The organism is Gelidimonas denitrificans, assembly GCF_055694065.1.
The window spans coordinates 3282810-3301950 of sequence record NZ_CM146350.1 but is presented as its reverse complement, the minus strand read 5'-3'; the positions used below and the strand labels follow the sequence as shown (position 1 = coordinate 3301950).

The 19141-nt window shown below is 59.8% G+C and carries 18 protein-coding genes and 2 pseudogenes; 12 read left to right on the top strand and 8 right to left on the bottom strand.

The window, feature by feature from the left end; all coding sequences use genetic code 11:
* Positions 1-68 precede the first annotated feature (68 nt).
* On the top strand, positions 69-566 hold the full coding sequence (locus FKCLFG_RS15330; RefSeq protein WP_472613928.1) for a Spy/CpxP family protein refolding chaperone: 498 nt from the start codon (positions 69-71) through the stop codon (positions 564-566).
* A gap of 87 nt (positions 567-653) precedes the next feature.
* On the opposite strand, the gene FKCLFG_RS15325 is transcribed toward FKCLFG_RS15330, so the two are convergent.
* Both FKCLFG_RS15325 and FKCLFG_RS15320 read right to left on the bottom strand, forming a co-directional pair.
* A complete protein-coding gene (locus FKCLFG_RS15325) occupies positions 654-1613 on the bottom strand; it encodes a TerC family protein (protein WP_472613927.1) in 960 nt (319 codons plus the stop codon).
* Positions 1614-1726: 113 nt separating this feature from the next.
* A complete protein-coding gene (locus tag FKCLFG_RS15320) occupies positions 1727-3556 on the bottom strand; it encodes a glycoside hydrolase family 15 protein (protein ID WP_472613926.1) in 1830 nt (609 codons plus the stop codon).
* 335 nt (positions 3557-3891) lie between these two features.
* Here FKCLFG_RS15320 and hppD point away from each other — a divergent pair, with 335 nt between their 5' ends.
* The 10 genes and pseudogenes from hppD to FKCLFG_RS15270 all read left to right on the top strand — a co-directional run bounded on the left by hppD (position 3892) and on the right by FKCLFG_RS15270 (position 13107).
* A complete protein-coding gene (gene hppD / locus FKCLFG_RS15315) occupies positions 3892-4965 on the top strand; it encodes a 4-hydroxyphenylpyruvate dioxygenase (protein ID WP_472613925.1) in 1074 nt (357 codons plus the stop codon).
* A 29-nt stretch (positions 4966-4994) separates the two neighbouring features.
* A complete protein-coding gene (locus tag FKCLFG_RS15310) occupies positions 4995-5537 on the top strand; it encodes a VOC family protein (RefSeq protein ID WP_472613924.1) in 543 nt (180 codons plus the stop codon).
* An 11-nt stretch (positions 5538-5548) separates the two neighbouring features.
* Complete coding sequence (gene fahA, locus FKCLFG_RS15305) at positions 5549-6859, top strand: fumarylacetoacetase (protein ID WP_472613923.1); 1311 nt, start codon at positions 5549-5551, stop codon at positions 6857-6859.
* 79 nt (positions 6860-6938) lie between these two features.
* On the top strand, positions 6939-7265 hold the full coding sequence (locus tag FKCLFG_RS15300; RefSeq protein ID WP_472613922.1) for a DUF1840 domain-containing protein: 327 nt from the start codon (positions 6939-6941) through the stop codon (positions 7263-7265).
* Positions 7266-7490: 225 nt separating this feature from the next.
* The gene (gene rsmB, locus FKCLFG_RS15295) at positions 7491-8846 is read left to right on the top strand and encodes a 16S rRNA (cytosine(967)-C(5))-methyltransferase RsmB (RefSeq protein WP_472613921.1); all 1356 of its coding nucleotides are present in this window, start codon (positions 7491-7493) and stop codon (positions 8844-8846) included.
* A 37-nt stretch (positions 8847-8883) separates the two neighbouring features.
* Positions 8884-9459, top strand: coding sequence for a DUF4390 domain-containing protein (locus tag FKCLFG_RS15290; protein WP_472613920.1), 576 nt, complete (start codon positions 8884-8886; stop codon positions 9457-9459).
* The gene (locus tag FKCLFG_RS15285) at positions 9456-11831 is read left to right on the top strand and encodes a sensor histidine kinase (RefSeq protein WP_472613919.1); all 2376 of its coding nucleotides are present in this window, start codon (positions 9456-9458) and stop codon (positions 11829-11831) included. The genes FKCLFG_RS15290 and FKCLFG_RS15285 overlap by 4 nt, the downstream gene beginning before the upstream one ends.
* 53 nt (positions 11832-11884) lie before the next feature.
* A pseudogene (locus tag FKCLFG_RS15280) lies at positions 11885-12242 on the top strand (response regulator); the annotation flags it as partial.
* Between the two features lie 176 nt (positions 12243-12418).
* Positions 12419-12643: pseudogene (locus FKCLFG_RS15275) on the top strand (helix-turn-helix domain-containing protein); the annotation flags it as partial.
* Positions 12640-13107, top strand: coding sequence for a GTPase (locus FKCLFG_RS15270; protein WP_472613918.1), 468 nt, complete (start codon positions 12640-12642; stop codon positions 13105-13107). The pseudogene FKCLFG_RS15275 and the gene FKCLFG_RS15270, both read left to right, overlap by 4 nt.
* Before the next feature lie 3 nt (positions 13108-13110).
* Here the strand turns inward: FKCLFG_RS15270 and FKCLFG_RS15265 are convergent, their stop codons facing one another.
* Positions 13111-13887, bottom strand: a complete 777-nt coding sequence (locus FKCLFG_RS15265; RefSeq protein ID WP_472613917.1) for an exodeoxyribonuclease III — start codon at positions 13885-13887, stop codon at positions 13111-13113.
* A 177-nt stretch (positions 13888-14064) separates the two neighbouring features.
* On the opposite strand from FKCLFG_RS15265, the gene pyrE reads away from it, so the two are divergent.
* Positions 14065-14727, top strand: a complete 663-nt coding sequence (gene pyrE / locus FKCLFG_RS15260; protein ID WP_472613916.1) for an orotate phosphoribosyltransferase — start codon at positions 14065-14067, stop codon at positions 14725-14727.
* Positions 14728-14800: 73 nt separating this feature from the next.
* On the opposite strand, the gene FKCLFG_RS15255 is transcribed toward pyrE, so the two are convergent.
* From FKCLFG_RS15255 to gatA, 5 genes are all read right to left on the bottom strand, one after another.
* Positions 14801-15160: a HigA family addiction module antitoxin gene (locus tag FKCLFG_RS15255; RefSeq protein ID WP_472613915.1), complete on the bottom strand. Its 360-nt coding sequence runs from the start codon at positions 15158-15160 to the stop codon at positions 14801-14803.
* A 14-nt stretch (positions 15161-15174) separates the two neighbouring features.
* The gene (locus FKCLFG_RS15250; RefSeq protein ID WP_472613914.1) at positions 15175-15465 is read right to left on the bottom strand and encodes a type II toxin-antitoxin system RelE/ParE family toxin; all 291 of its coding nucleotides are present in this window, start codon (positions 15463-15465) and stop codon (positions 15175-15177) included.
* Positions 15466-15557: 92 nt separating this feature from the next.
* Entirely contained in the window at positions 15558-15962 is a 405-nt protein-coding gene (locus FKCLFG_RS15245; RefSeq protein ID WP_472613913.1) for a DUF2721 domain-containing protein, read from the bottom strand.
* A gap of 84 nt (positions 15963-16046) precedes the next feature.
* On the bottom strand, positions 16047-17627 hold the full coding sequence (gene gatB, locus FKCLFG_RS15240; protein WP_472613912.1) for an Asp-tRNA(Asn)/Glu-tRNA(Gln) amidotransferase subunit GatB: 1581 nt from the start codon (positions 17625-17627) through the stop codon (positions 16047-16049).
* Positions 17545-19017: an Asp-tRNA(Asn)/Glu-tRNA(Gln) amidotransferase subunit GatA gene (gatA, locus tag FKCLFG_RS15235; RefSeq protein WP_472613911.1), complete on the bottom strand. Its 1473-nt coding sequence runs from the start codon at positions 19015-19017 to the stop codon at positions 17545-17547. The genes gatB and gatA overlap by 83 nt, the downstream gene beginning before the upstream one ends.
* Positions 19018-19141 lie beyond the last annotated feature (124 nt).

Here is a 19141-nt window from a genome sequence, read left to right as displayed (position 1 = left end):
ATCAGCAGCGCAGAGTGGCTTCATGTGCAGTGCACATGTTCATAAACATACTGAAAAGAGGAAACACCATGCGTACATTTACCAAAAGCATCATCATCGGCATGACTGTACTGGGTTTGGGCGGCAGCGCGCTGGCGCAAATCCCACCATCAGACGGCGCTGGCAAGACCAGCATGCAAGACAAGCATGAAAAGCGCGGCGAGCGCATGCAAGAGCACATGGCCAAGCGCGCCAAGCATCAGGCAGACCTGCATGCGAAGCTGAAACTGAGCGCCAGCCAGGAACCGGCCTGGAAAACCTACACCGCCAGCATGACGCCGCCTACCCCGGAGCAGCGCCAGGCCCAGCGCCCGGATCGCGCCGCGATGCAAAAGATGCCGGCGCCGCAACGCATGGAAGCCATGCTTGAGCGGATGAAGCAAGGCCAGACCCGGATGGAAAGCCACCTGGCTGCATTGAAAACGTTTTATGCGGTGCTGACGCCAGAGCAGCAAAAGACGTTCGATGCTGAATTTAGCCACGGCCGCAAGCATCATCGCGGCGGCATGGAAAAACATTCGAAGTAATAATCGCTTTTAGGCAACGGCAACGCAGCCGGCACATTACGCAAAACGGCGCCTTTCGGCGCCGTTTTGCGTTGCCCACCGCCCGCATCACGATGCGCGGCGCGTGGCGATCAGGCTGGCGACCACGCTGGTGCCGATCAGCACCGCGACGATGGCCAGCGAGGCCGCAACCGGCACGTGATACCAGGGCGCGATCAGCATCTTGGCACCGATGAAGATGAGCACCATGGCCAGGCCGTATTTCAGCAGATGGAAGCGGTTCGCGACGTCGGCGAGCAGGAAATACAGCGCCCGCAGCCCCATGATGGCGAAGATGTTGGAGGTGAAGACGATGAAGGGATCAGTGGTGATGGCGAAGATGGCCGGGATCGAATCCACCGCGAACACCAGGTCGGAGACCTCGATCAAGATCAGCACCAGAAACAGCGGCGTGAAATGGCGCACGCCATCCCGCATCACGCTGAATTTTTCGCCGTGATCGCCGTCGGCAATGCGCAGATACCGGCGGGCGAATTTCAGCACCGGGTTATTGGCCAGATCGGGCTGTTTCTCCGCCATGACCAGCATGCGCAGACCGGTAACGACCAGGAACAAGCCGAAGATGTAGAGCACCCAGTGGAACTCCCGCACCAGCCAGGCCCCGGCCAGGATCATCACCGCGCGCATCACGATGGCGCCCAGCACGCCGTAGACAAGCACCCGGCGCTGGTATTCGGCGGTGACGTGGAACGACGAGAAGATCAGCAGGAAGATGAACACGTTGTCCACCGACAGCGACTTCTCGATCAGATAGCCGGTCAGGAATTCCAGCGCCTTGCGGTTGGCGATCTCCGGCCCGACCGTGCCGCTCAGATGCCACCACAGGCCGGCATTGAACAGCAGCGCCAGGCTGATCCAGGCCAGCGACCAGGCGGCCGCCTCCCTGATGCTCACCTTGTGCGCCTTGCGCCCGCCGAATACGAACAAGTCCAGCGCCAGCATGACCAGCACAAAAGCGATGAATGCGGCCCACATCCAGGGCGCGCCGACAGAGCTTGTTGTATTCATATACCCAATAATGTATTTTTAAAATCTCAGTTGATACCTGCGGATAATGGCATTGTTTATCGCATACTCCTATCCATCCAGATGCGACATGGCGTTCTTTCTTAATCTGGCGCCTAGATGGCGCTGTCCCAGGGGGCGGACAGGCGCACCGCGCAGTTGATCAAACCCACCATCGAGTAGGTCTGCGGAAAATTTCCCCACATCTCGCCGGTGACCGGGTGCGTATCTTCGGACAGCAATCCCAGATGATTGCGGGCCTTCAGCATGGTTTCGAAAATCTCGCGCGCCTGTTCTTTGCGGCCGATCCGCGCCAGCGCATCGATACGCCAGAAGGTGCAGATGTTGAATGCGGTTTCGGGAGCGCCGAAATCATCCGGCGCCTCGTAGCGGCGCATGTACGGTCCGTCGCACAAAGAACGCTCGAGAGCGTCCACGGTGGCGATAAAGCGCGGGTCCTTGGGGTCGATGAAATTCACTTCGGCCATCAGCAGCACGCTGGCGTCCAGATCGCGTCCGCCCAGGCTTTCGGCGAAAGCCTGCCGTTCCTCGCTCCAGGCATCGCGCAGCAAGTGTTCGCGAATGATCTGCGCCCGCTGCTGCCAGTACGCCGCCCGCTCGCCGAGTGCCAGCGTCTGCGCGATCTTGGACAGCCGGTCACAGGCGGCCCAGCACATCAACACCGACGAAGTGTGCACCCGCGCCCGCGAGCGCAGCTCCCACATGCCGGCGTCGGGCTCGGCATAGACGCGAAACGCCTGTTCGCCGACCGCTTCCAGATAGCAGAAGTCGGTAATGCTGCCGCGGTGGAACAGGCGGGAATCGAGAAACGCCTGGGTCGCGCCCAAAATGATATTGCCGTACACATCATGCTGAAAATGTTCCTGCGCCTGATTGCCCACGCGCACCGGCGCGTGGTTGCGGTAACCGGGCAGATGATCGAGGATCGACTCCGGCAATTCCTGCTCCAGCCCGATGCCGTACAGCGGCTGGATGTGACCGCCATCGGAGCGCGCCACCACGTTTGACAGCCAGCGCAGGTAATCTTCCATAGTGGCAACTTCACCCAGACTATTCAGAGCGCGCACTACGAAAAAAGCGTCGCGCAACCAGCAGTAGCGATAGTCCCAGTTGCGGCTGCTGCCCGGTGCTTCGGGGATGCTGGTGGTCATCGCCGCAATGATCGCGCCGGTATCTTCAAACAAGGACAGCTTCAGCGTTATGGCGGCGCGAATCACCACCTCCTGCCACTCCAATGGCACGGCCAGACCCCGGCTCCAGTTCCGCCAGTAGCCGGTAGTTTCCTTTTCAAAACTAAGCGCGGTGTCGTCGATGCCGGCCGCCAGCGTCTCGTCCGGACCGAGCATGAAGTTGCGCGTTTTATCCAGCACAAAGAATGATTCGGTCAACAGGTAACTCAGCGGGGCGTCGGTATTGAGTCGCAGTGTTTGGGGCGATCCGACGTAGCGAATGTGGTGGCTGCCCTGCGTGACGACAGGCAACTGCCGGCCCCAGTCGAAGCGCGGCCGCAGCCGCACCCTGATGCGGATTGCGCTGTCCAGCGGGCGCACCCGGCGCACCAGCATCAGCGGCCGGAACATGCGGCCGCGGCTCTTGAAACGCGGGGCGAAGTCGGTGATCTCGATGCCCCGGCCTTTGGTGTCGAACAGGCGGGTTATCAGCACGGCGGTGTTGGGTTCGTAAAATTGCTCGCTGCGCGCAAAATTATCGACCTCGATGCTCCACAGGCTGCCGTTTTCGGAGCCATCAAGCAGAGCATTAAAGACCGGATCGCCATCGAAACGCGGCAGGCAACACCAGACCATCCGCCCCATTCGGTCCACCAGCGCGCTGAATGCGCAATTTCCGATAACACCGCAGTCCAGCGTGGACGCAGCAGCAATTTCTGGAGTAGCCGAGTTGGCCGAGGTATTTGCCATATCCATCGAAATCCTTTTAATCTGAAAGTTGCGCAGATACAACCGTCCGACGGCAGAGACTGCATCGCGCCGGCCGCTGCCATCTGGGTTCGACAGGCTCCAGGGACAGCGGTTCCGGCCTGAGACAATCCTGTTGAGAGCAAGGCAAACGAAAGCGGCGCAGCCCCGCTTGGCCCAGGAATCGCGCAAGAGCATAATATTCACGGATGTTGCGCATGGCGTATGCAAGAGATGAAAGCGCGAAAACAACACCATCCTTTTTATTTCGGCAGAGAAGTGTGTTTCGTGTGTTTCGTGTGCAGCATTTTTGGACGCAGCATCAGTTAACAAGGAGCAATGCAATGGCTGATCTTTTCGAAAATCCAATGGGACTGATGGGTTTTGAGTTCGTCGAGTTTGCTTCGCCTACCCCGAATGTGTTGGAGCCGGTGTTCGCGCTGCTGGGCTTTACCAAGGTGGCGCTGCACCGCTCCAAGGACGTGGCGCTGTATCGCCAGGGCGACATCAATTTCATCATCAATAACGAGCCGCACAGCGTCGCATCGTACTTCGCGGCCGAGCATGGCCCGTCGGCCTGCGGCATGGCGTTCCGGGTCAAAAACGCGCCCAAGGCCTATGCCCGCGCGCTGGAACTGGGGGCGCAAGCGCTGGAGTTGCAGACCGGTCCGATGGAACTGCGCCTGCCCGCGATCAAGGGCATCGGCGGCGCGCCGCTGTACCTGATCGATCGCTTCGAGGAAGGCCGCGCAATCTATGACATCGACTTCGAATTCATCGACGGCGTCGATCGCCATCCGGTCGGCCACGGCCTCAAGCTGATCGACCACCTGACGCACAACGTGTACCACGGCCGCATGCGCTACTGGGCCAGTTTCTACGAGCGCATCTTCAATTTCCGCGAGATCCGCTACTTCGACATCAAGGGCGAGTACACCGGCCTGACCTCGCGCGCGATGACGGCGCCGGACGGCAAAATCCGCATCCCGCTCAACGAGGAAGCCGGCAGCGGCGGCCAGATCGAAGAATTCCTGATGCAGTTCAACGGCGAAGGCATCCAGCACATTGCGCTGCTCTCGGATGACCTGATCGCCAGCGTCGACAGCCTGCGCCAAGCCGGCGTGCCATTGATGAGCGCGCCGCCCGCCACTTACTACGAAATGCTGGAAAACCGCCTGCCCGGGCATGGCGAGCCGGTGGCCGAACTGCAGGCCCGCGGCATCCTGCTCGATGGCGTGTGCAATCAAGACGAAAAACGCTTGCTGCTGCAGATTTTTTCTAAAACGCAGCTGGGGCCGGTGTTCTTCGAATTCATCCAGCGCAAGGGCGATGACGGTTTCGGCGAAGGCAACTTCAAGGCTTTGTTCGATTCGATCGAGCGCGATCAGATAAGGCGCGGCGTGATTCAGGCCGCGTAAGTCCAAAAATCTTTGCGAGGAGCAGCATCATGAAGATCGAAAAAATTCACCACGTCGCCTACCGTTGCCGCGACGCCAAAGAAACCGTGCTGTGGTATCAGAAAATGCTCAACATGGATTTCGTGCTGGCGATTGCCGAAGACGAAGTGCCGTCAACCCACGAGTCGGACCCGTACATGCACGTGTTCCTGGATGCCGGCATGGGCAATGTGCTGGCGTTCTTCGAACTGCCCACCAGGCCCGAGATGGGACGCGACCCCAACACGCCGGACTGGGTCCAGCACATCGCCTTCAGGGTCAGGGACCGCGCTGAGTTGCTCGAATTCAAGGCGCATCTGGAAGCGAACGGGGTTGCGGTGCTGGGCGTCACCGACCACGGCATGTTCCATTCGATCTACTTTTTCGACCCGAATGGCCACCGGCTGGAGCTGGCCTGTCCCGACCCCGCAGAAGCGGCGCTGCTGGCCAAGCTGGACGCGGTGAAATGGGACATGCTGGAAGAATGGTCGCGCACCAGGCGCGCGCCGAAACATGCGGCCTTCCTGCATGCCAGCGAATTTAAAAAACACTGAAAAGGGTGCGAATGAACACGCCGAATACACCGGACACAACATTAACCAGCACCCTCGATCCGGCGCTATTGAGCTGGGTGGCCTCGGCCAACGATCCGGCGACCGATTTCCCGCTGCAGAATCTGCCGTTCGGACGCTTCCGCCGCAGCGCCGGTGCCGACATGGACTGGCGCATCGGCATCGCCATCGGCGACCAGGTGCTCGACCTGAAACGCGCAAAACTGATCGATTCCGACGACATGAACCGCCTGATGCGCAGCGGGCGCGCAGTGCGCGAAGCGCTGCGCGTGGCGGTGTCGCAAGGCCTCACGCTCGGCAGCGCCCGCCAGGACGAATGGTGCGCCTGCGGCGCGCTGGTGCCGCAGGCTGAGGTGGAGATGGGCTTGCCGTGCCGGATTGGCGACTACACCGACTTCTACACCGGCATCCATCACGCGCTGACCGTGGGCAAGCTGTTTCGGCCCGACAACGCGTTGCTGCCCAATTACAAATGGGTGCCGATCGGTTATCACGGCCGGGCCTCGTCGATTTGCGCCAGCGGCCAAAGCTTCCGCCGGCCACGCGGTCAGACCATGATTGCTGGCGCTTCCACGCCGATTTTCGGGCCATCGAAACGGCTCGACTACGAGTTGGAACTCGGCGCGCTGATCTCGACCCCGAACGCCCTGGGCGAGCCGATTTCTATGCTTGACGCCGAGCAACATCTGTTTGGCTTCACCTTGCTCAACGACTGGAGCGCACGCGACATCCAAGCCTGGGAATATCAACCGCTGGGGCCGTTCCTGTCGAAGAACTTTGCCACCACGGTGTCGCCGTGGATGGTCACGCTGGAAGCGTTGCAACCGTTTCGGGTCCCGTTGCAGCGCCCGGAAGCGGACCCGGAGCCATTGCCGTATCTGGATTCGCCGGAAAATCGTTCCAGCGGCGGCATCGATATCAGCTTGGAGGTGTGGCTGCAAACCGCAGCGATGCGCGCAGCGGGAACCCCGGCCGAACGCCTGACGCGCTCCAACTACCGCGACGCCTACTGGAGCGTGGCCCAGTTGATCGCGCACCACACGGCAAATGGCTGCAACCTGTGCGACGGCGACCTGCTCGGCAGCGGCACCCTGTCAGGCCCGAGGCCCGAGCAGGGCGGATCATTGCTGGAACTCAGCCAGGGCGGCAAGCAGGCGCTGACGCTCGCCAGCGGCGAGACCCGGAGCTGGCTCGAAGATGGCGATACGGTCATCCTGCGCGGCTATTGCCAGCGCCCCGGCTTCCGGCGCATCGGCTTTGGCGACTGCTCGGGCACCGTATTGGCGCCAATCCCGATGGGATGAAAACGCGCGGCGCAATCGCCGCAACCGGATTGGCAACTCGTGCTATAAATGAAACGAATTAACTCCACGGAGCATCGCCATGCTGATCACGTTCAAATCCAAAGCCGCCGCCGAAGTCATCATGTACAAGGAGCATGCAAAACGCATTCTCGATCTGCTGCACAAGGATCTCGAGCGCGGCGTCATCACTGCCGCCGAAACCGCCGGCGCGATCGCCACGCTGGAAGCAGAAATCGCCGCCAGCCGGCTGCGCGCGGCGTCTGACAAAGTGCAGCCCGACGATGAGGACGATGACAATGCGCATCAGGCCAGTGCCATCGTTTCGTTTTCGGCGCGGGTCTATCCGCTGCTGGAAATGCTGCGCGCCGCGCACAAGGACGGCCAGGACATTATGTGGGGCGTCTGACGCCGCCAGGGCGTTTTTCCCTGCATTTTCCAATGTAAATATGCGGGAGTATGCAGATAAATGCATGTATTTTCGCATTAAATCATTGCGCAGAAAAAAATACACCGCAGTAGTATCGTAATAGCGTGAAAAATCCGCCAGCGGCGATTATGAATGCCCTGCCGGCGCCGCCATGCAATGCGTCATAATTCGTACCCGCCTGATGCAAGCGCCTGGTGCTAAAGCTTGCCGCACAACACATTACGAAAAATACCCGTGACCACATCCAACTTGTCCACTCTGAAAATAGATTCCCTTTCCTACTCACTGCTGCGCGCCGCACAAGCGGTCGCGATGGTGCGCAGCGGCACCGCCTTGCCGCTGGCATTGGCCAAAGTGATTGCGCAAAACAATACCCCGGTGACGGCGCGCGGCGCGATTCAGGATATCGCTTACCGCGCCATGCGCGGGCTCGGCCGCAGCGAAGTGCTGCTGTCGCTGCTGGCCAAGAAACAGCCCGATCCAGCCATCCTGCACAGCCTGTTGTGCTGCGCGCTGGCCCTGATCAGCCCGCCGGACGACCCGGCCGAGGCGCTGCCTTATGAAGTCTTCACGGTGGTCGATCAAGCCGTCACCGCAGCTTCTTCACATGGCGACATGGCGCACGCGAAGGGCATGGTGAATGCGGTCTTGCGGCGCTTCCTGCGCGAACGCGACGCCTTGCTGGAGGAAGCGCTCAAGCAACCGGCAGCAGTCTGGAATTATCCGGCCTGGTGGATCGCCGCCGCCCAAGCCGCGTATCCGAAAGACTGGCAAGCGATTCTGCAGGCCGGCAATACTGCGCCGCCGCTGACCTTGCGCGTCAATCGCCGCCAGACCACGATGGCCGACTATCTGGCCTTGCTGGCTGCCAATGGCATGGCCGCGACCCAGATCGGCCCCTCCGCGCTGCGGCTGGAAAAACCGCTGCCGGTGAGCCAAATCCCCGGTTTCATGGACGGGCTGGTGTCGGTGCAGGACGCCGCCGCGCAATTGGCCGCGCCCTTGCTGGACGTCCAGCAAGGGATGCGGGTGCTGGACGCCTGCGCTGCGCCGGGCGGCAAGACCGGGCATTTGCTGGAGTCCGCCAATATCGAGCTGATCGCGCTCGACAACGATGCCCGGCGCTTGCCCCGGATCGCAGAAAACCTGCAGCGCCTGCAATTGCAGGCGACCCTGAAGACCGGCGATGCGCAAGCGCGCTACTGGTGGGACGGCCAATTGTTCGACCGCATCCTGGCCGATGTGCCCTGCACCGCGTCCGGCATCGTGCGCCGCCATCCGGATATCCGCTGGCTGCGCCGCAAGAGCGATAGCGCGCAACTGGCGACGCTTTCCGCGCAGATACTCGACAATCTTTGGCGCATGCTGCGCCCCGGTGGTAAATTGCTGTTTGTTACTTGCTCAGTCTGGCCGCAAGAGTCGGAGGCGCAGGCCGCCGCTTTTGCGGTGCGCAACCAGGCCCGGCGCTTGTCCGCGCCCGGCCAATTGCTGCCGGCTACCGAGCTGCTGGACGATCACGATGGCTTGTTTTATGCCTTGTTTCAAAAAGCTTCCGACTAAATAACCTTGAACAACGTGCTAACCGGGCCCCAAACGCGTGACTAGACGCTTATTCCATCTTCTGACCTGCTGCCTGCTGGCCTTGCTGGCGCATTTGCCGCTGGCCGCACGCGCCGGCGATGCGGTCGAAACCGTGCAGGCACAGCTGGAGGCGACGGAGGAGGGATATAAGCTCCTGGCCAGTTTTTCGTTTCAACTCAATCGCGGTCTGGAAGATGCGATCATGCGCGGCGTGCCGCTCTCGTTTACCACCGAGCTGGAGCTGACGCGGCCGCGCTGGTATTGGTTCGATGAGAATGCGCTGCTGGCTTCGCGCACCGTGCGCATTTCCTACAATGTGCTGACGCGGCGCTACCACGCCGCCGTCAGCGGCAGCTTGCAGCAGAGTTTTGCCACGCTCGACGATGCGCTGTCGCTGATCCGGCATCCGGGGCGCTGGCTGGTGGCCGACAAGGGTGCGCTGAAAGCGGGCGTAACTTATCAGGTCGCGGTGCGCATGCGGCTCGACGTGACGCAGCTGGCCAAGCCGTTCCAGGTCAACGCGCTCAATAACAGCGACTGGCAAATGGCCTCCGACTGGAAGCACTTCAGTTTCAAGGCGGAACAGCCGTGACACGGACCATGCGGTATGCGCTGGTTGCCGGCATCGGCATCATGAGCATCCTGCTGTTCCTGCTGGCTTCGGCGTCCGATAATTCCAGTTTTTTCGAGCAAAATTACCCCTGGCTGCTGGGCTTGAATGCGCTGGTTGCGGTGGTTTTGCTGGGTTCGGTAATAGTGTTGCTGACGCGCCTGTACAAGCGTTACCGGCGCGGCAAATTTGGTTCCAGATTGATGGCCCGGCTGGTATTGCTGTTCGCGCTGATGGGCATTCTGCCGGGCGCGCTGATCTATTTGGTTTCGGTGCAATTCGTCTCGCGTTCGATTGAATCGTGGTTCGATGTGCGGGTCGAAGCTGCGCTGGAATCCGGCCTCAACCTCGGCCGCGCGGCGCTGGACGAGTCGCTCAACGACTTGCAGTCGAAAGCCCGCATTGTGGTTCAGGAACTGGCCGACGTGCCGGACAGTGAACTGCCGTTCCGGCTGTCGCGGCTGCGCGAGCAGAGTCAGATTCAGGAAGCCACGATATTAAGCGCCGGCGGGCGCGTGATCGCCACCGCTGGCGGTAGCCTGACCAGTTTGCTGCCGGATTTGCCGAACGCCGCAGCGCTGCGCAAGGCGCGCCTGAGCCGCGGCTTTGCCGCCATCGAGGGCGGCACCGACCCCGGCGCCGATTTTGGAAAGAATGCGGGCCCGGATGCCAGCGCGAATGCCAGCGACCAGCCGGCATTGCGGCTGCGGGTGGTCATGCAGCTGCCGGCCTCCGCCAACTCGCTATCGCTGCAAAACGAAACCACTTTCCTGCAACTGTTACAGCCGGTGCCGGCCCATCTGGCGGGTAATGCCGAAGATTTGCGAGTGGCTTACAGCGAATACCAGCAGCGTTCGCTGGCGCGCTCGGGCTTACGCAAGATCTACATCGTGACCCTGACGCTGACCTTGCTGCTGGCGATCTTCGCCGCCATCGTCAGCGCCTTCCTGATCGCCAGCGGCCTGGCCAAGCCGTTGCTGCTGCTGGCCGAGGGCACCAGAGCGGTGGCCGAGGGCGACTTGTCGCCGCGTCCGATTGTCGCCACCCCGGACGAGCTGGGCACCTTGACGCAATCGTTCAATGCGATGACGCGGCAATTATTCGATGCCCGCAATACGGTCGAGCGCAACAGTGCGGCGCTGGAACACGCGAAAGCCTATCTGGAGTCGGTGCTGGCGAATATGTCGGCCGGCGTGATGGTGCTCGACACTGGATTCAGGCTGGTTTCCTGCAATGCTTCAGTGGAGCGCATCCTGCAACAGCCGCTGGCTGAGTCACTCGGTCAGCCGCTGTCGCGCATCGATGGACTGACTGCATTTTCAAGCGCGGTAATCCAGGCTTTTTCCAAGCAAAGTGCGCAAATCGCCGCCGGCGACGAGGCTGGGGCCAAACTGCACTGGCAGCAGCAAATCGAAATTCCGCGTCAGCCGGCCGGCACCGAGATTGACCACGCCATCACGCTGCTGGCGCGCGGCTCGAATTTGCCGTTGGATACCGGCAACGGCAATGGTTACGTGGTCGTGTTCGACGATATTTCAGACGTCATTTCGGCGCAGCGTTCGCTGGCCTGGGGCGAGGTGGCGCGCCGCCTCGCGCATGAAATCAAGAACCCGCTGACGCCGATCCAGCTCTCGGCCGAGCGTTTGCAAATGAAGTTGCGCGGCAAGCTCTCGGCCGCAGATGCCGCCCTGCTCGACAAAGGCACCGCCACCATCGTCAACCAGGTCACAGCGATGAAGCACATGGTCGATAGTTTCCGCGATTACGCCAGAACGCCGCCGGCGGTATTGGCGCCGCTCGATCTGAATGCGTTGATCCGGGAAACCCTGCAGTTATATCTGAGCAACGACGCCAGTGACACCATTCACTTATCGCTGGACCCCGATTTGCCGGAACTCCTGGGCGACCCGACTCAACTGCGTCAAGTGGTCCATAATCTGCTGCAGAATGCCCAGGATGCAGTCAATGAACGCACTAGCCAGAGCAACGCAGACGACCCGGCGCCACGCATCGACGTGCATACCGAAACCATCCATTACCAGGGCGAAGGCGACACCCGGACCGCGGTACGTTTGTCGATCATCGACAATGGCAGCGGCTTTTCGCCCCGGATACTGGCTTCTGCGTTCGAGCCCTATGTGACCTCCAAGCCGCGCGGCACCGGGCTCGGCCTGGCAATGGTGAAAAAGATAGTCGATGAACATGGCGGCCGGATCGACATCCAAAACCGCACCGATGGCAGCGGCACAACGATCCGGATCGTACTGCTGAAGTTGGCAGATAAGTTGGCAGATAAGCTGGCAAATAAGCTGGCAAATAAGTCATCAGAAGAAACACCATTATTACTGCCTTGACGGCAGTAGGCTAAAATAATGTTGCAAAAATATTATTAGGGAAACAAATTGTTATGGCAAATATCCTCGTCGTCGATGATGAAATGGGTATCCGTGAATTGCTTTCAGAAATTCTGAGCGATGAAGGTCATGCGGTCCAGATTGCAGAAAATGCCGAACAAGCCCGTCAGCAGCGCGCCGCCGGCGCGCCGGATCTGGTGCTGCTGGATATCTGGATGCCGGATACCGATGGCGTAACCCTGCTCAAGGAATGGCAGCGCGAAGGTTTGTTGACGATGCCGGTGATCATGATGTCCGGCCACGCAACGATCGACACCGCAGTCGAGGCTACCCGCATCGGCGCCATTAACTTTCTGGAAAAGCCGATCGCGCTGCAAAAGCTATTGAAGGCGGTCCAGCAAGGCTTGTCGAAGAGCATTAACCCGATGCGGGTTTCTTCTGCCTACGCAAAAGCGCTGCCGGCCGCCAGTTCCGCGCCATCCATTGCGCCCGCCACTGCGACGGCGACCAGAACTGCTGCCGAGCCGGCAGCGCTTGCGCTGCCGGCAAACGCCGCAATCAACGAACCGCAATTTTTTGCGATGACCTTTGAATTGCCCCTGCGCGAGGCGCGCGACGCTTTTGAGCGGGTGTATTTTGAACACCATCTGGCGCGCGAAGGCGGCAGTATGACGCGGGTGGCCGACAGGACTGGGCTGGAGCGCACCCATCTGTACCGAAAACTCAAACAGCTCGGCATCGAATCCGTAAAAGCCGCCCGCAAGCTGCAAGGCGACGCAGCGCTTGAGGCTCCGCCGGAACCGAATAGTTGAGCCGAATAGTCGCGCCTGGAAAATTGAACCTGGAAACCGGTGTTGAGCAGGGCCAAGTGCTCGTGTGCGTCACGCTGGTGACTGGCGCCCACGCCGCCGCGCGCGAGGGCGCAATCGCGGCCGCAATCCGGCCCGCAGCCCATTCCACATCCGACGGCAGCATCGCGCTGATCCTGGAAGGCTTGCCGAGCGGCCTGTCGCAGCAAGCCGCCGCCCTCGATCCGCAGCACAACCCAGTTCTGGCGCAAGCGGCCCGCATCGCCCCAGGCTGCCTGTGCTGCGTCGGCAATCTGACGCTGAAGGTGACCCTGAACCGCATCTTGCGGCAGCGGCCGCAACGCTTGCAGTTCTTATACATCAGCCTGGCCACAGCAACCCATATCGCGCAAGTGCGCACTTTCCTGAGCCAGCCGCCATACGACCGTCTGCTGCAGTTGAACGACGATCTGAATGCCGATTGTTGATTGTTATTTCTGGGCGCTGTAGCTGATGGTCAGCGGCGCGTGGTCGGAAAAACGCTCGTCCTTGTAAATTGCCACGCTGCTGGCCTTGCCGGCGATACCGGGCGTGGCGACGTGATAATCGATGCGCCATCCGACGTTTTTGGCCCAGGCCTGGCCACGATTGCTCCACCAGGTGTATTGCTCGGCGCGGGAATCGATGGTGCGGTGGACATCGACAAAGCCGATTTCGTCGAACAATTGCGTCATCCATGCTCGTTCTTCGGGCAGGAAGCCGGAATTTTTCCGGTTGCCTTTCCAGTTTTTCAGGTCGATTTCATGGTGTGCGATATTCCAGTCGCCGCAAATCACGCACTCGCGTCCTTCCGCCTTCAGGCCGATCAGATGGGCCTGGAACGCAAGCATGAAGCGGAATTTGGCTTCCTGGCGTTCCGGCGAGGACGAGCCCGACGGGCAATACACTGAAATCACGGTCAGGTTACCGAAGTCGCAGCGCACATAGCGGCCTTCGGCGTCGAATTCGGGATTGCCGAAACCGATTTGCACCGCGTCCGGCTCGACTTTGCTGTAAATGCCGGCGCCGGAATAGCCTTTCTTTTGCGCGTAATGGAAATGGCCGTGATAGCCGGCGGGCGCCAGCATCTCGGGGCTCATGTCCGCGGCTTGCGCCTTGAGTTCCTGGACGCAGATAAAATCGGCATCCTGTTTTTGCATCCAGTCGAAAAAACCTTTTTTGCTGGCGGAGCGGATGCCGTTGAGGTTGGCGGAAATAATGGTCGGCATAAATGTGCAGGCAGGCGTGTTTGGTGAGTTCGCAGAATAACCGAAACACGATAATTTTGCGGCAGAGGAGGATTGGGTTGCGCTATCAATCTGCTGCGATGGCTTTAAAATAGCGTTCTATCGAATTACCTGAATTAATCACTGACGTTTTGTCAGATCACAGTTGCTGAGGATATTTTGAATAATTTACGTCAACAATTTATTGCATTTTCGGTCGATGCCGGCGTGCTGCAATTCGGCCAATTCGTCACCAAGGCGGGCCGCAACTCGCCGTATTTCTTTAATGCCGGCTTGTTCAACTACGGCCAGACCTTGGGCCAGTTGGCCGAATTCTATGCCCAGACGCTGCTCGATTCCGGGGTCGAATTCGACATGCTGTACGGCCCGGCTTACAAAGGCATCACGCTGGCCTCGGCCACTGCGGTGGCGCTGGCCCAAAAAGGCCGCAATGTGCCGTTCGCCTACAACCGCAAGGAAGCCAAGGACCACGGCGAAGGCGGCAGCATCGTCGGCGCCAAACTGCAGGGGCGGGTAGTGATCATCGACGACGTGATTTCGGCCGGCACTTCGGTGCGCGAATCGGTCGAACTGATCCGCGCCGCCGGCGCACAGCCCTGCGCAGTGCTGATCGCGCTCGACCGGATGGAGCGCAGCGGCAGCGACGCTGCGCTTTCCGCACATTCGGCGGTGCAGGAAGTGAGCAGCAACTATGGGATGGAGGTGATCTCGATTGGCAACCTGGACGACTTGCTGGAATATATTTCAGCCGCCGGCGTCAATCCGCAACTGGCGCAATATGCGGACGCCGTGGCAGCTTACCGGCAGCGCTACGGGGTGTGATCCGATTTCGCGTTCAGGCGTGAATGCGAAAGCGAGAAAGCGCACATAGCATGGGCTGCGCGAGTTGGCCGATTCAAGCCGCGTGCAGCACTTCTTCGTAGTGCGGCATGCGCTCTAATGCATCCCCCAAGCTAGTGCGCGCAACTTCCAGGTCGTGCTGTGCCTGCAAGCGCAGGAAAAATCCATCCGATAGCTTGAAGAAGTGACACAGGCGCAGATCGGTGTCGGCAGTTATTGCGCGGCCATTGGATATGATCGCGCCGATCCGTTGCGGCGGCACCTCAATCGATTTTGCCAGGCGATACTGCGTGATCCCAAACGGGTCCAGGAACTCGGATTTCAGGATTTGACCAGGCGTGGCCGACTTGATGGCGTTGCCGGTAGTTACATCGGAAAAATCGGTATTGCGGAGGTCGTTCCGGTTAATAGTCATCTCAATCCACCTTCCTAGTGGTAATCACAGATTTCAACATGGGACGCGTTGCCAGTGTCGTCATCGAAATTGAAGCAGATACGCCATTGCCGGTTAATGCGAATGCTCCACTGCCCTTTTCGCGTGCTAATCAGTTTTTCAAGCATGTTCCCAGGAGGAACGCGAAGATCCTCAGCCAGCTTTGCGGCGTCGATCAAGGCCAGCTTTATCTTTGCCAAAGATTGCATTTCGCGTGGGAGCTTCCTTACCTCCTGGCCGGCGAAAATAGCAGCCGTTTCCTTGTTTTTGAATGATTGTATCGGCATGGGTCGATATTAACGCGCTGCGTTAATCACGTCAAACGTTGCTATTGGTGGCGGTGCCTCGTCTTCGCGTTCAGGCGTGAATGCGAAAGAAATTACATCGGCGCATTGAGCTTTTGCTCCAGGTCTTCCAGTTCGATTTCAATCGCGCGGGTGCTGATGGTGATTTCATACAAGGAAAAAATCAGCGACAGCAGCAGCAGGAAAAGGCTGACTCCAAAGGCAAGCTGGGCGGCCAGCTCCAGCTGAATGAACACCAGAAACATGGCGACCGCGCACAGAATGAAGCTCATCACGCCGAGCGCCTGCATGCGCCGGATCAGCGTGATGCGGTGGCGCAGATTGGTAATCTGGCGCACCACAAGCACCTTTTGATCATCTTTTTTGTACTGGCTGTGCAGCTGACGTATCAACTGCGCCAGCACCAGGAAGCGGTTGGTGTAGGCCAGCAGCAGCAATGAGATTGCCGGGAACAGCAAGGCGGGCGTGGTCAGGTTCATAGACTGCAATATACATCAATATGTATTTTTTAATATGCACGAAATACATGCGGTAATTTGCATGTATTTTCCTATACTCCCTGCTTATTCAGCAAGTTTCTGTTTCAGCAGGGCCGTCACCTGGGCTGGATTGGCTTTGCCTTTGGTGGCTTTCATCGCCTGGCCGATCAGCGCGTTGAAGGCTTTCTCCTTGCCGGCGCGGAAATCCTCGACCAGTTTGGCGTTGTCGGCCATCACCGTGTCGATGATGGTTTCCAGCGCGCCGCTGTCCGAAATCTGCTTCAGGCCCTTGGCTTCGATGATGCGGTCGGCGCTGTCGTCGTGCTCCGGGCCGGCTTCCCACATCGCCGCAAACACTTCCTTGGCGATTTTGTTGGAAATGGTGTCGTCGGCGATCCGTTGCAACAGCAGCGCCAGTTGCGCGGCAGATACCGGGCTGGCCGCGATGTCGATGTTGGCGCGCTTCAGGGTCGATGCAACATCACCCATCAGCCAGTTGGCGGCTGCTTTGGCTTGTTCCGGGCCAGTCTTGAGGACTACCGCCTCGAAGTAGAGCGCCAGCGCTTTCGATTGGGTCAGCATTGCCGCATCGTATTCGAGCAGCGCGTAATCGCGGATCAGGCGTTCGCGCATCGCGTCCGGCAGTTCCGGCATGGCGACTCTGACGCGCTCGATCCAGTCTGGGCCAATCACCAGCGGCGGCAAATCGGGGTCGGGGAAGTAGCGGTAATCCTGCGCGTCTTCCTTGCTGCGCATCGAGCGGGTTTCCTTCTTGTCCGGGTCGTACAGCCGGGTTTCCTGCGCCACCCGGCCGCCGTCGCCGATCAGTTCGATCTGGCGTCGCACTTCGTAGTTGATCGCATCTTCCATGAAGCGAAACGAGTTCAGGTTCTTGATCTCGCAGCGGGTGCCGTATTCTTTCTGGCCGAGCGGGCGCACCGAGACGTTGGCGTCGCAGCGGAACGAGCCTTCCTGCATGTTGCCGTCGCAAATGCCGAGCCACATTACTAATGCGTGCAAGGATTTGGCGTAAGCCACCGCTTCGGCGGCGCTGCGCATGTCGGGTTCGGTGACGATTTCCAGCAGCGGAGTGCCGGCCCGGTTCAGGTCGATGCCGGTCATGCCGTGATAATCCTCGTGCAGCGATTTGCCGGCGTCTTCTTCCAGATGGGCGCGCGTTAGTTGCACCGAGCGCAACTCGGTCTTGCCGTCCTGCTCCATCATGAAAGGCACGCGGCCGCCTTGCACTACCGGAATCTCGAACTGGCTGATCTGATAGCCTTTCGGCAGGTCGGGATAAAAGTAATTCTTGCGCGCAAAAATCGATTGCGGCGCAATGGTGGCGCCAATCGCCAGCCCGAACTGGATCGCGCGTTCGACTGCGCCCCGGTTCATCACCGGCAATACGCCGGGCAGCGCCAGATCGACCGGGCAAGCCTGCGTGTTAGGTTCGGCACCGAAACGGGTCGATGCCGCGCTGAAAATTTTTGATTGGGTCGAGAGCTGAGCGTGCGTCTCAAGACCGATTACGACTTCCCATTGCATAGTGTCCTTGCTCGCTATTAAAGCGTCTGTGTCGATTTTAAATGTTGGCCGGTGCGCGCTGATGCCAGTCGGTCGCTTGCTGGAACTGGTGGGCGACGTTGAGCAACTTGGCTTCGGCAAAATAATTGCCGATGATTTGCAGCCCAACCGGGCGCTGCGCATTCTTTTCGCCTTGGCCGAAACCGCACGGGATCGACATCCCCGGCAAGCCGGCCAGACTGGTCGACAAGGTGAAAATGTCGGCCAGATAATTGGCGACCGGATCGTCGGTCTTGTCGCCCAGATCCCACGCCACGCTGGGCGCCACCGGCCCCATGATGACGTCGCATTGGGCAAACGCGTGCTGGAAGTCTTGCGCGATCAGGCGTCGGATTTTTTGCGCTTGCAGGTAATACGCATCGTAATAGCCGTGGCACAGCACGTAGGAGCCAACCAGAATGCGGCGCTGGACTTCCTCGCCGAAGCCTTCGGCGCGGGTCTTTTTGTACATGTCCGACAAGTCCGTGTATTTTTCGGCGCGATGGCCGTAGCGCACGCCGTCGAAACGGGACAGGTTGGATGATGCTTCGGCCGGCGCGATCACGTAATACACCGGAATCGACAGCGCAGTGTTCGGCAGCGAGATATCGACCAAGGTGGCGCCGAGCTTTTCATATTCCTGCAACGCGGCGCGGATCGCTTGTTCGACGTCGGACGCCAGCCCGGCGCCGAAATATTCTTTCGGTAGGCCGATGCGCAAGCCTTGCAGCGGTTGATGCAGGTCGCGGCTGTAGTCCTCAACGTCGCCGCCTTTGCCGCATTCGAGGCTGGTCGAGTCGCGCGCATCGAAACCGGCCATCGTGCTTAACAATAGCGCGCAATCTTCGGCCGTCCTGGCCATCGGGCCGGCCTGATCCAGCGAGGAGGCAAAGGCGATCATGCCGAAGCGCGACACCCGGCCGTAGGTCGGCTTGATGCCGGTGATGCCGCACAACGCGGCCGGCTGGCGAATCGAGCCGCCGGTGTCGGTGCCGGTGGCAGCCGGCGTCAAGCGCGCCGCCAGTGCGGCGGCCGAACCGCCGCTGGACCCGCCCGGCACCGCGCGCTTGTCCCAGGGATTTTTGACCGGGCCGAAGAACGAGTTTTCATTGGCGGAGCCCATCGCGAATTCGTCGCAATTGAGCTTGCCCAACGTCACCATGCCGGCCGCATTGCATTGCTCCACCACCGCGGCATCGAACGGGCTGGTGTAATTTTCCAGCATCTTTGAGCCGGCAGTCGAACGCCAGCCGCGCGTGACGAAAATATCCTTGTGCGCGATCGGAATCCCGGTTAGCGGCGTGGCTTGATTGCTGGCAATGCGGGCGTCGGCGGCTGCGGCCTGCTGCAAGGTCAACGCTGCATCCACATGCAGGAAAGCATTCAGATCGCTGTGTTTAATGCGCTCCAGATGCAGCGCCGCCAGTTCGGTGGCGGAAATCTGTTTGGCCTGGAGCAGCGCCGAGAGTTGCTTGATGGTTTTGGTATGCATGAGGTCGGTATTCTTTTAACGTGAAAGTTGCGGTGCGACTCACTTCGCTCTCTATTGGAGAGTATATTTTATGGGCGCAATAAAATTATGCGAAAAACGCCATAAAAATGATGATACTCCTTAC

Coding starts and splice junctions, on each gene's coding strand:
- FKCLFG_RS15330 (WP_472613928.1), top strand. CDS start 69: ATGCGTACATTTACCAAAAGCATCATCATCGGCATGACTGTACTGGGT.
- FKCLFG_RS15325 (WP_472613927.1), bottom strand. CDS start 1,613: ATGAATACAACAAGCTCTGTCGGCGCGCCCTGGATGTGGGCCGCATTC.
- FKCLFG_RS15320 (WP_472613926.1), bottom strand. CDS start 3,556: ATGGATATGGCAAATACCTCGGCCAACTCGGCTACTCCAGAAATTGCT.
- hppD (WP_472613925.1), top strand. CDS start 3,892: ATGGCTGATCTTTTCGAAAATCCAATGGGACTGATGGGTTTTGAGTTC.
- FKCLFG_RS15310 (WP_472613924.1), top strand. CDS start 4,995: ATGAAGATCGAAAAAATTCACCACGTCGCCTACCGTTGCCGCGACGCC.
- fahA (WP_472613923.1), top strand. CDS start 5,549: ATGAACACGCCGAATACACCGGACACAACATTAACCAGCACCCTCGAT.
- FKCLFG_RS15300 (WP_472613922.1), top strand. CDS start 6,939: ATGCTGATCACGTTCAAATCCAAAGCCGCCGCCGAAGTCATCATGTAC.
- FKCLFG_RS15265 (WP_472613917.1), bottom strand. CDS start 13,887: ATGCCGACCATTATTTCCGCCAACCTCAACGGCATCCGCTCCGCCAGC.
- FKCLFG_RS15255 (WP_472613915.1), bottom strand. CDS start 15,160: ATGACTATTAACCGGAACGACCTCCGCAATACCGATTTTTCCGATGTA.
- FKCLFG_RS15250 (WP_472613914.1), bottom strand. CDS start 15,465: ATGCCGATACAATCATTCAAAAACAAGGAAACGGCTGCTATTTTCGCC.
- FKCLFG_RS15245 (WP_472613913.1), bottom strand. CDS start 15,962: ATGAACCTGACCACGCCCGCCTTGCTGTTCCCGGCAATCTCATTGCTG.
- gatA (WP_472613911.1), bottom strand. CDS start 19,017: ATGCATACCAAAACCATCAAGCAACTCTCGGCGCTGCTCCAGGCCAAA.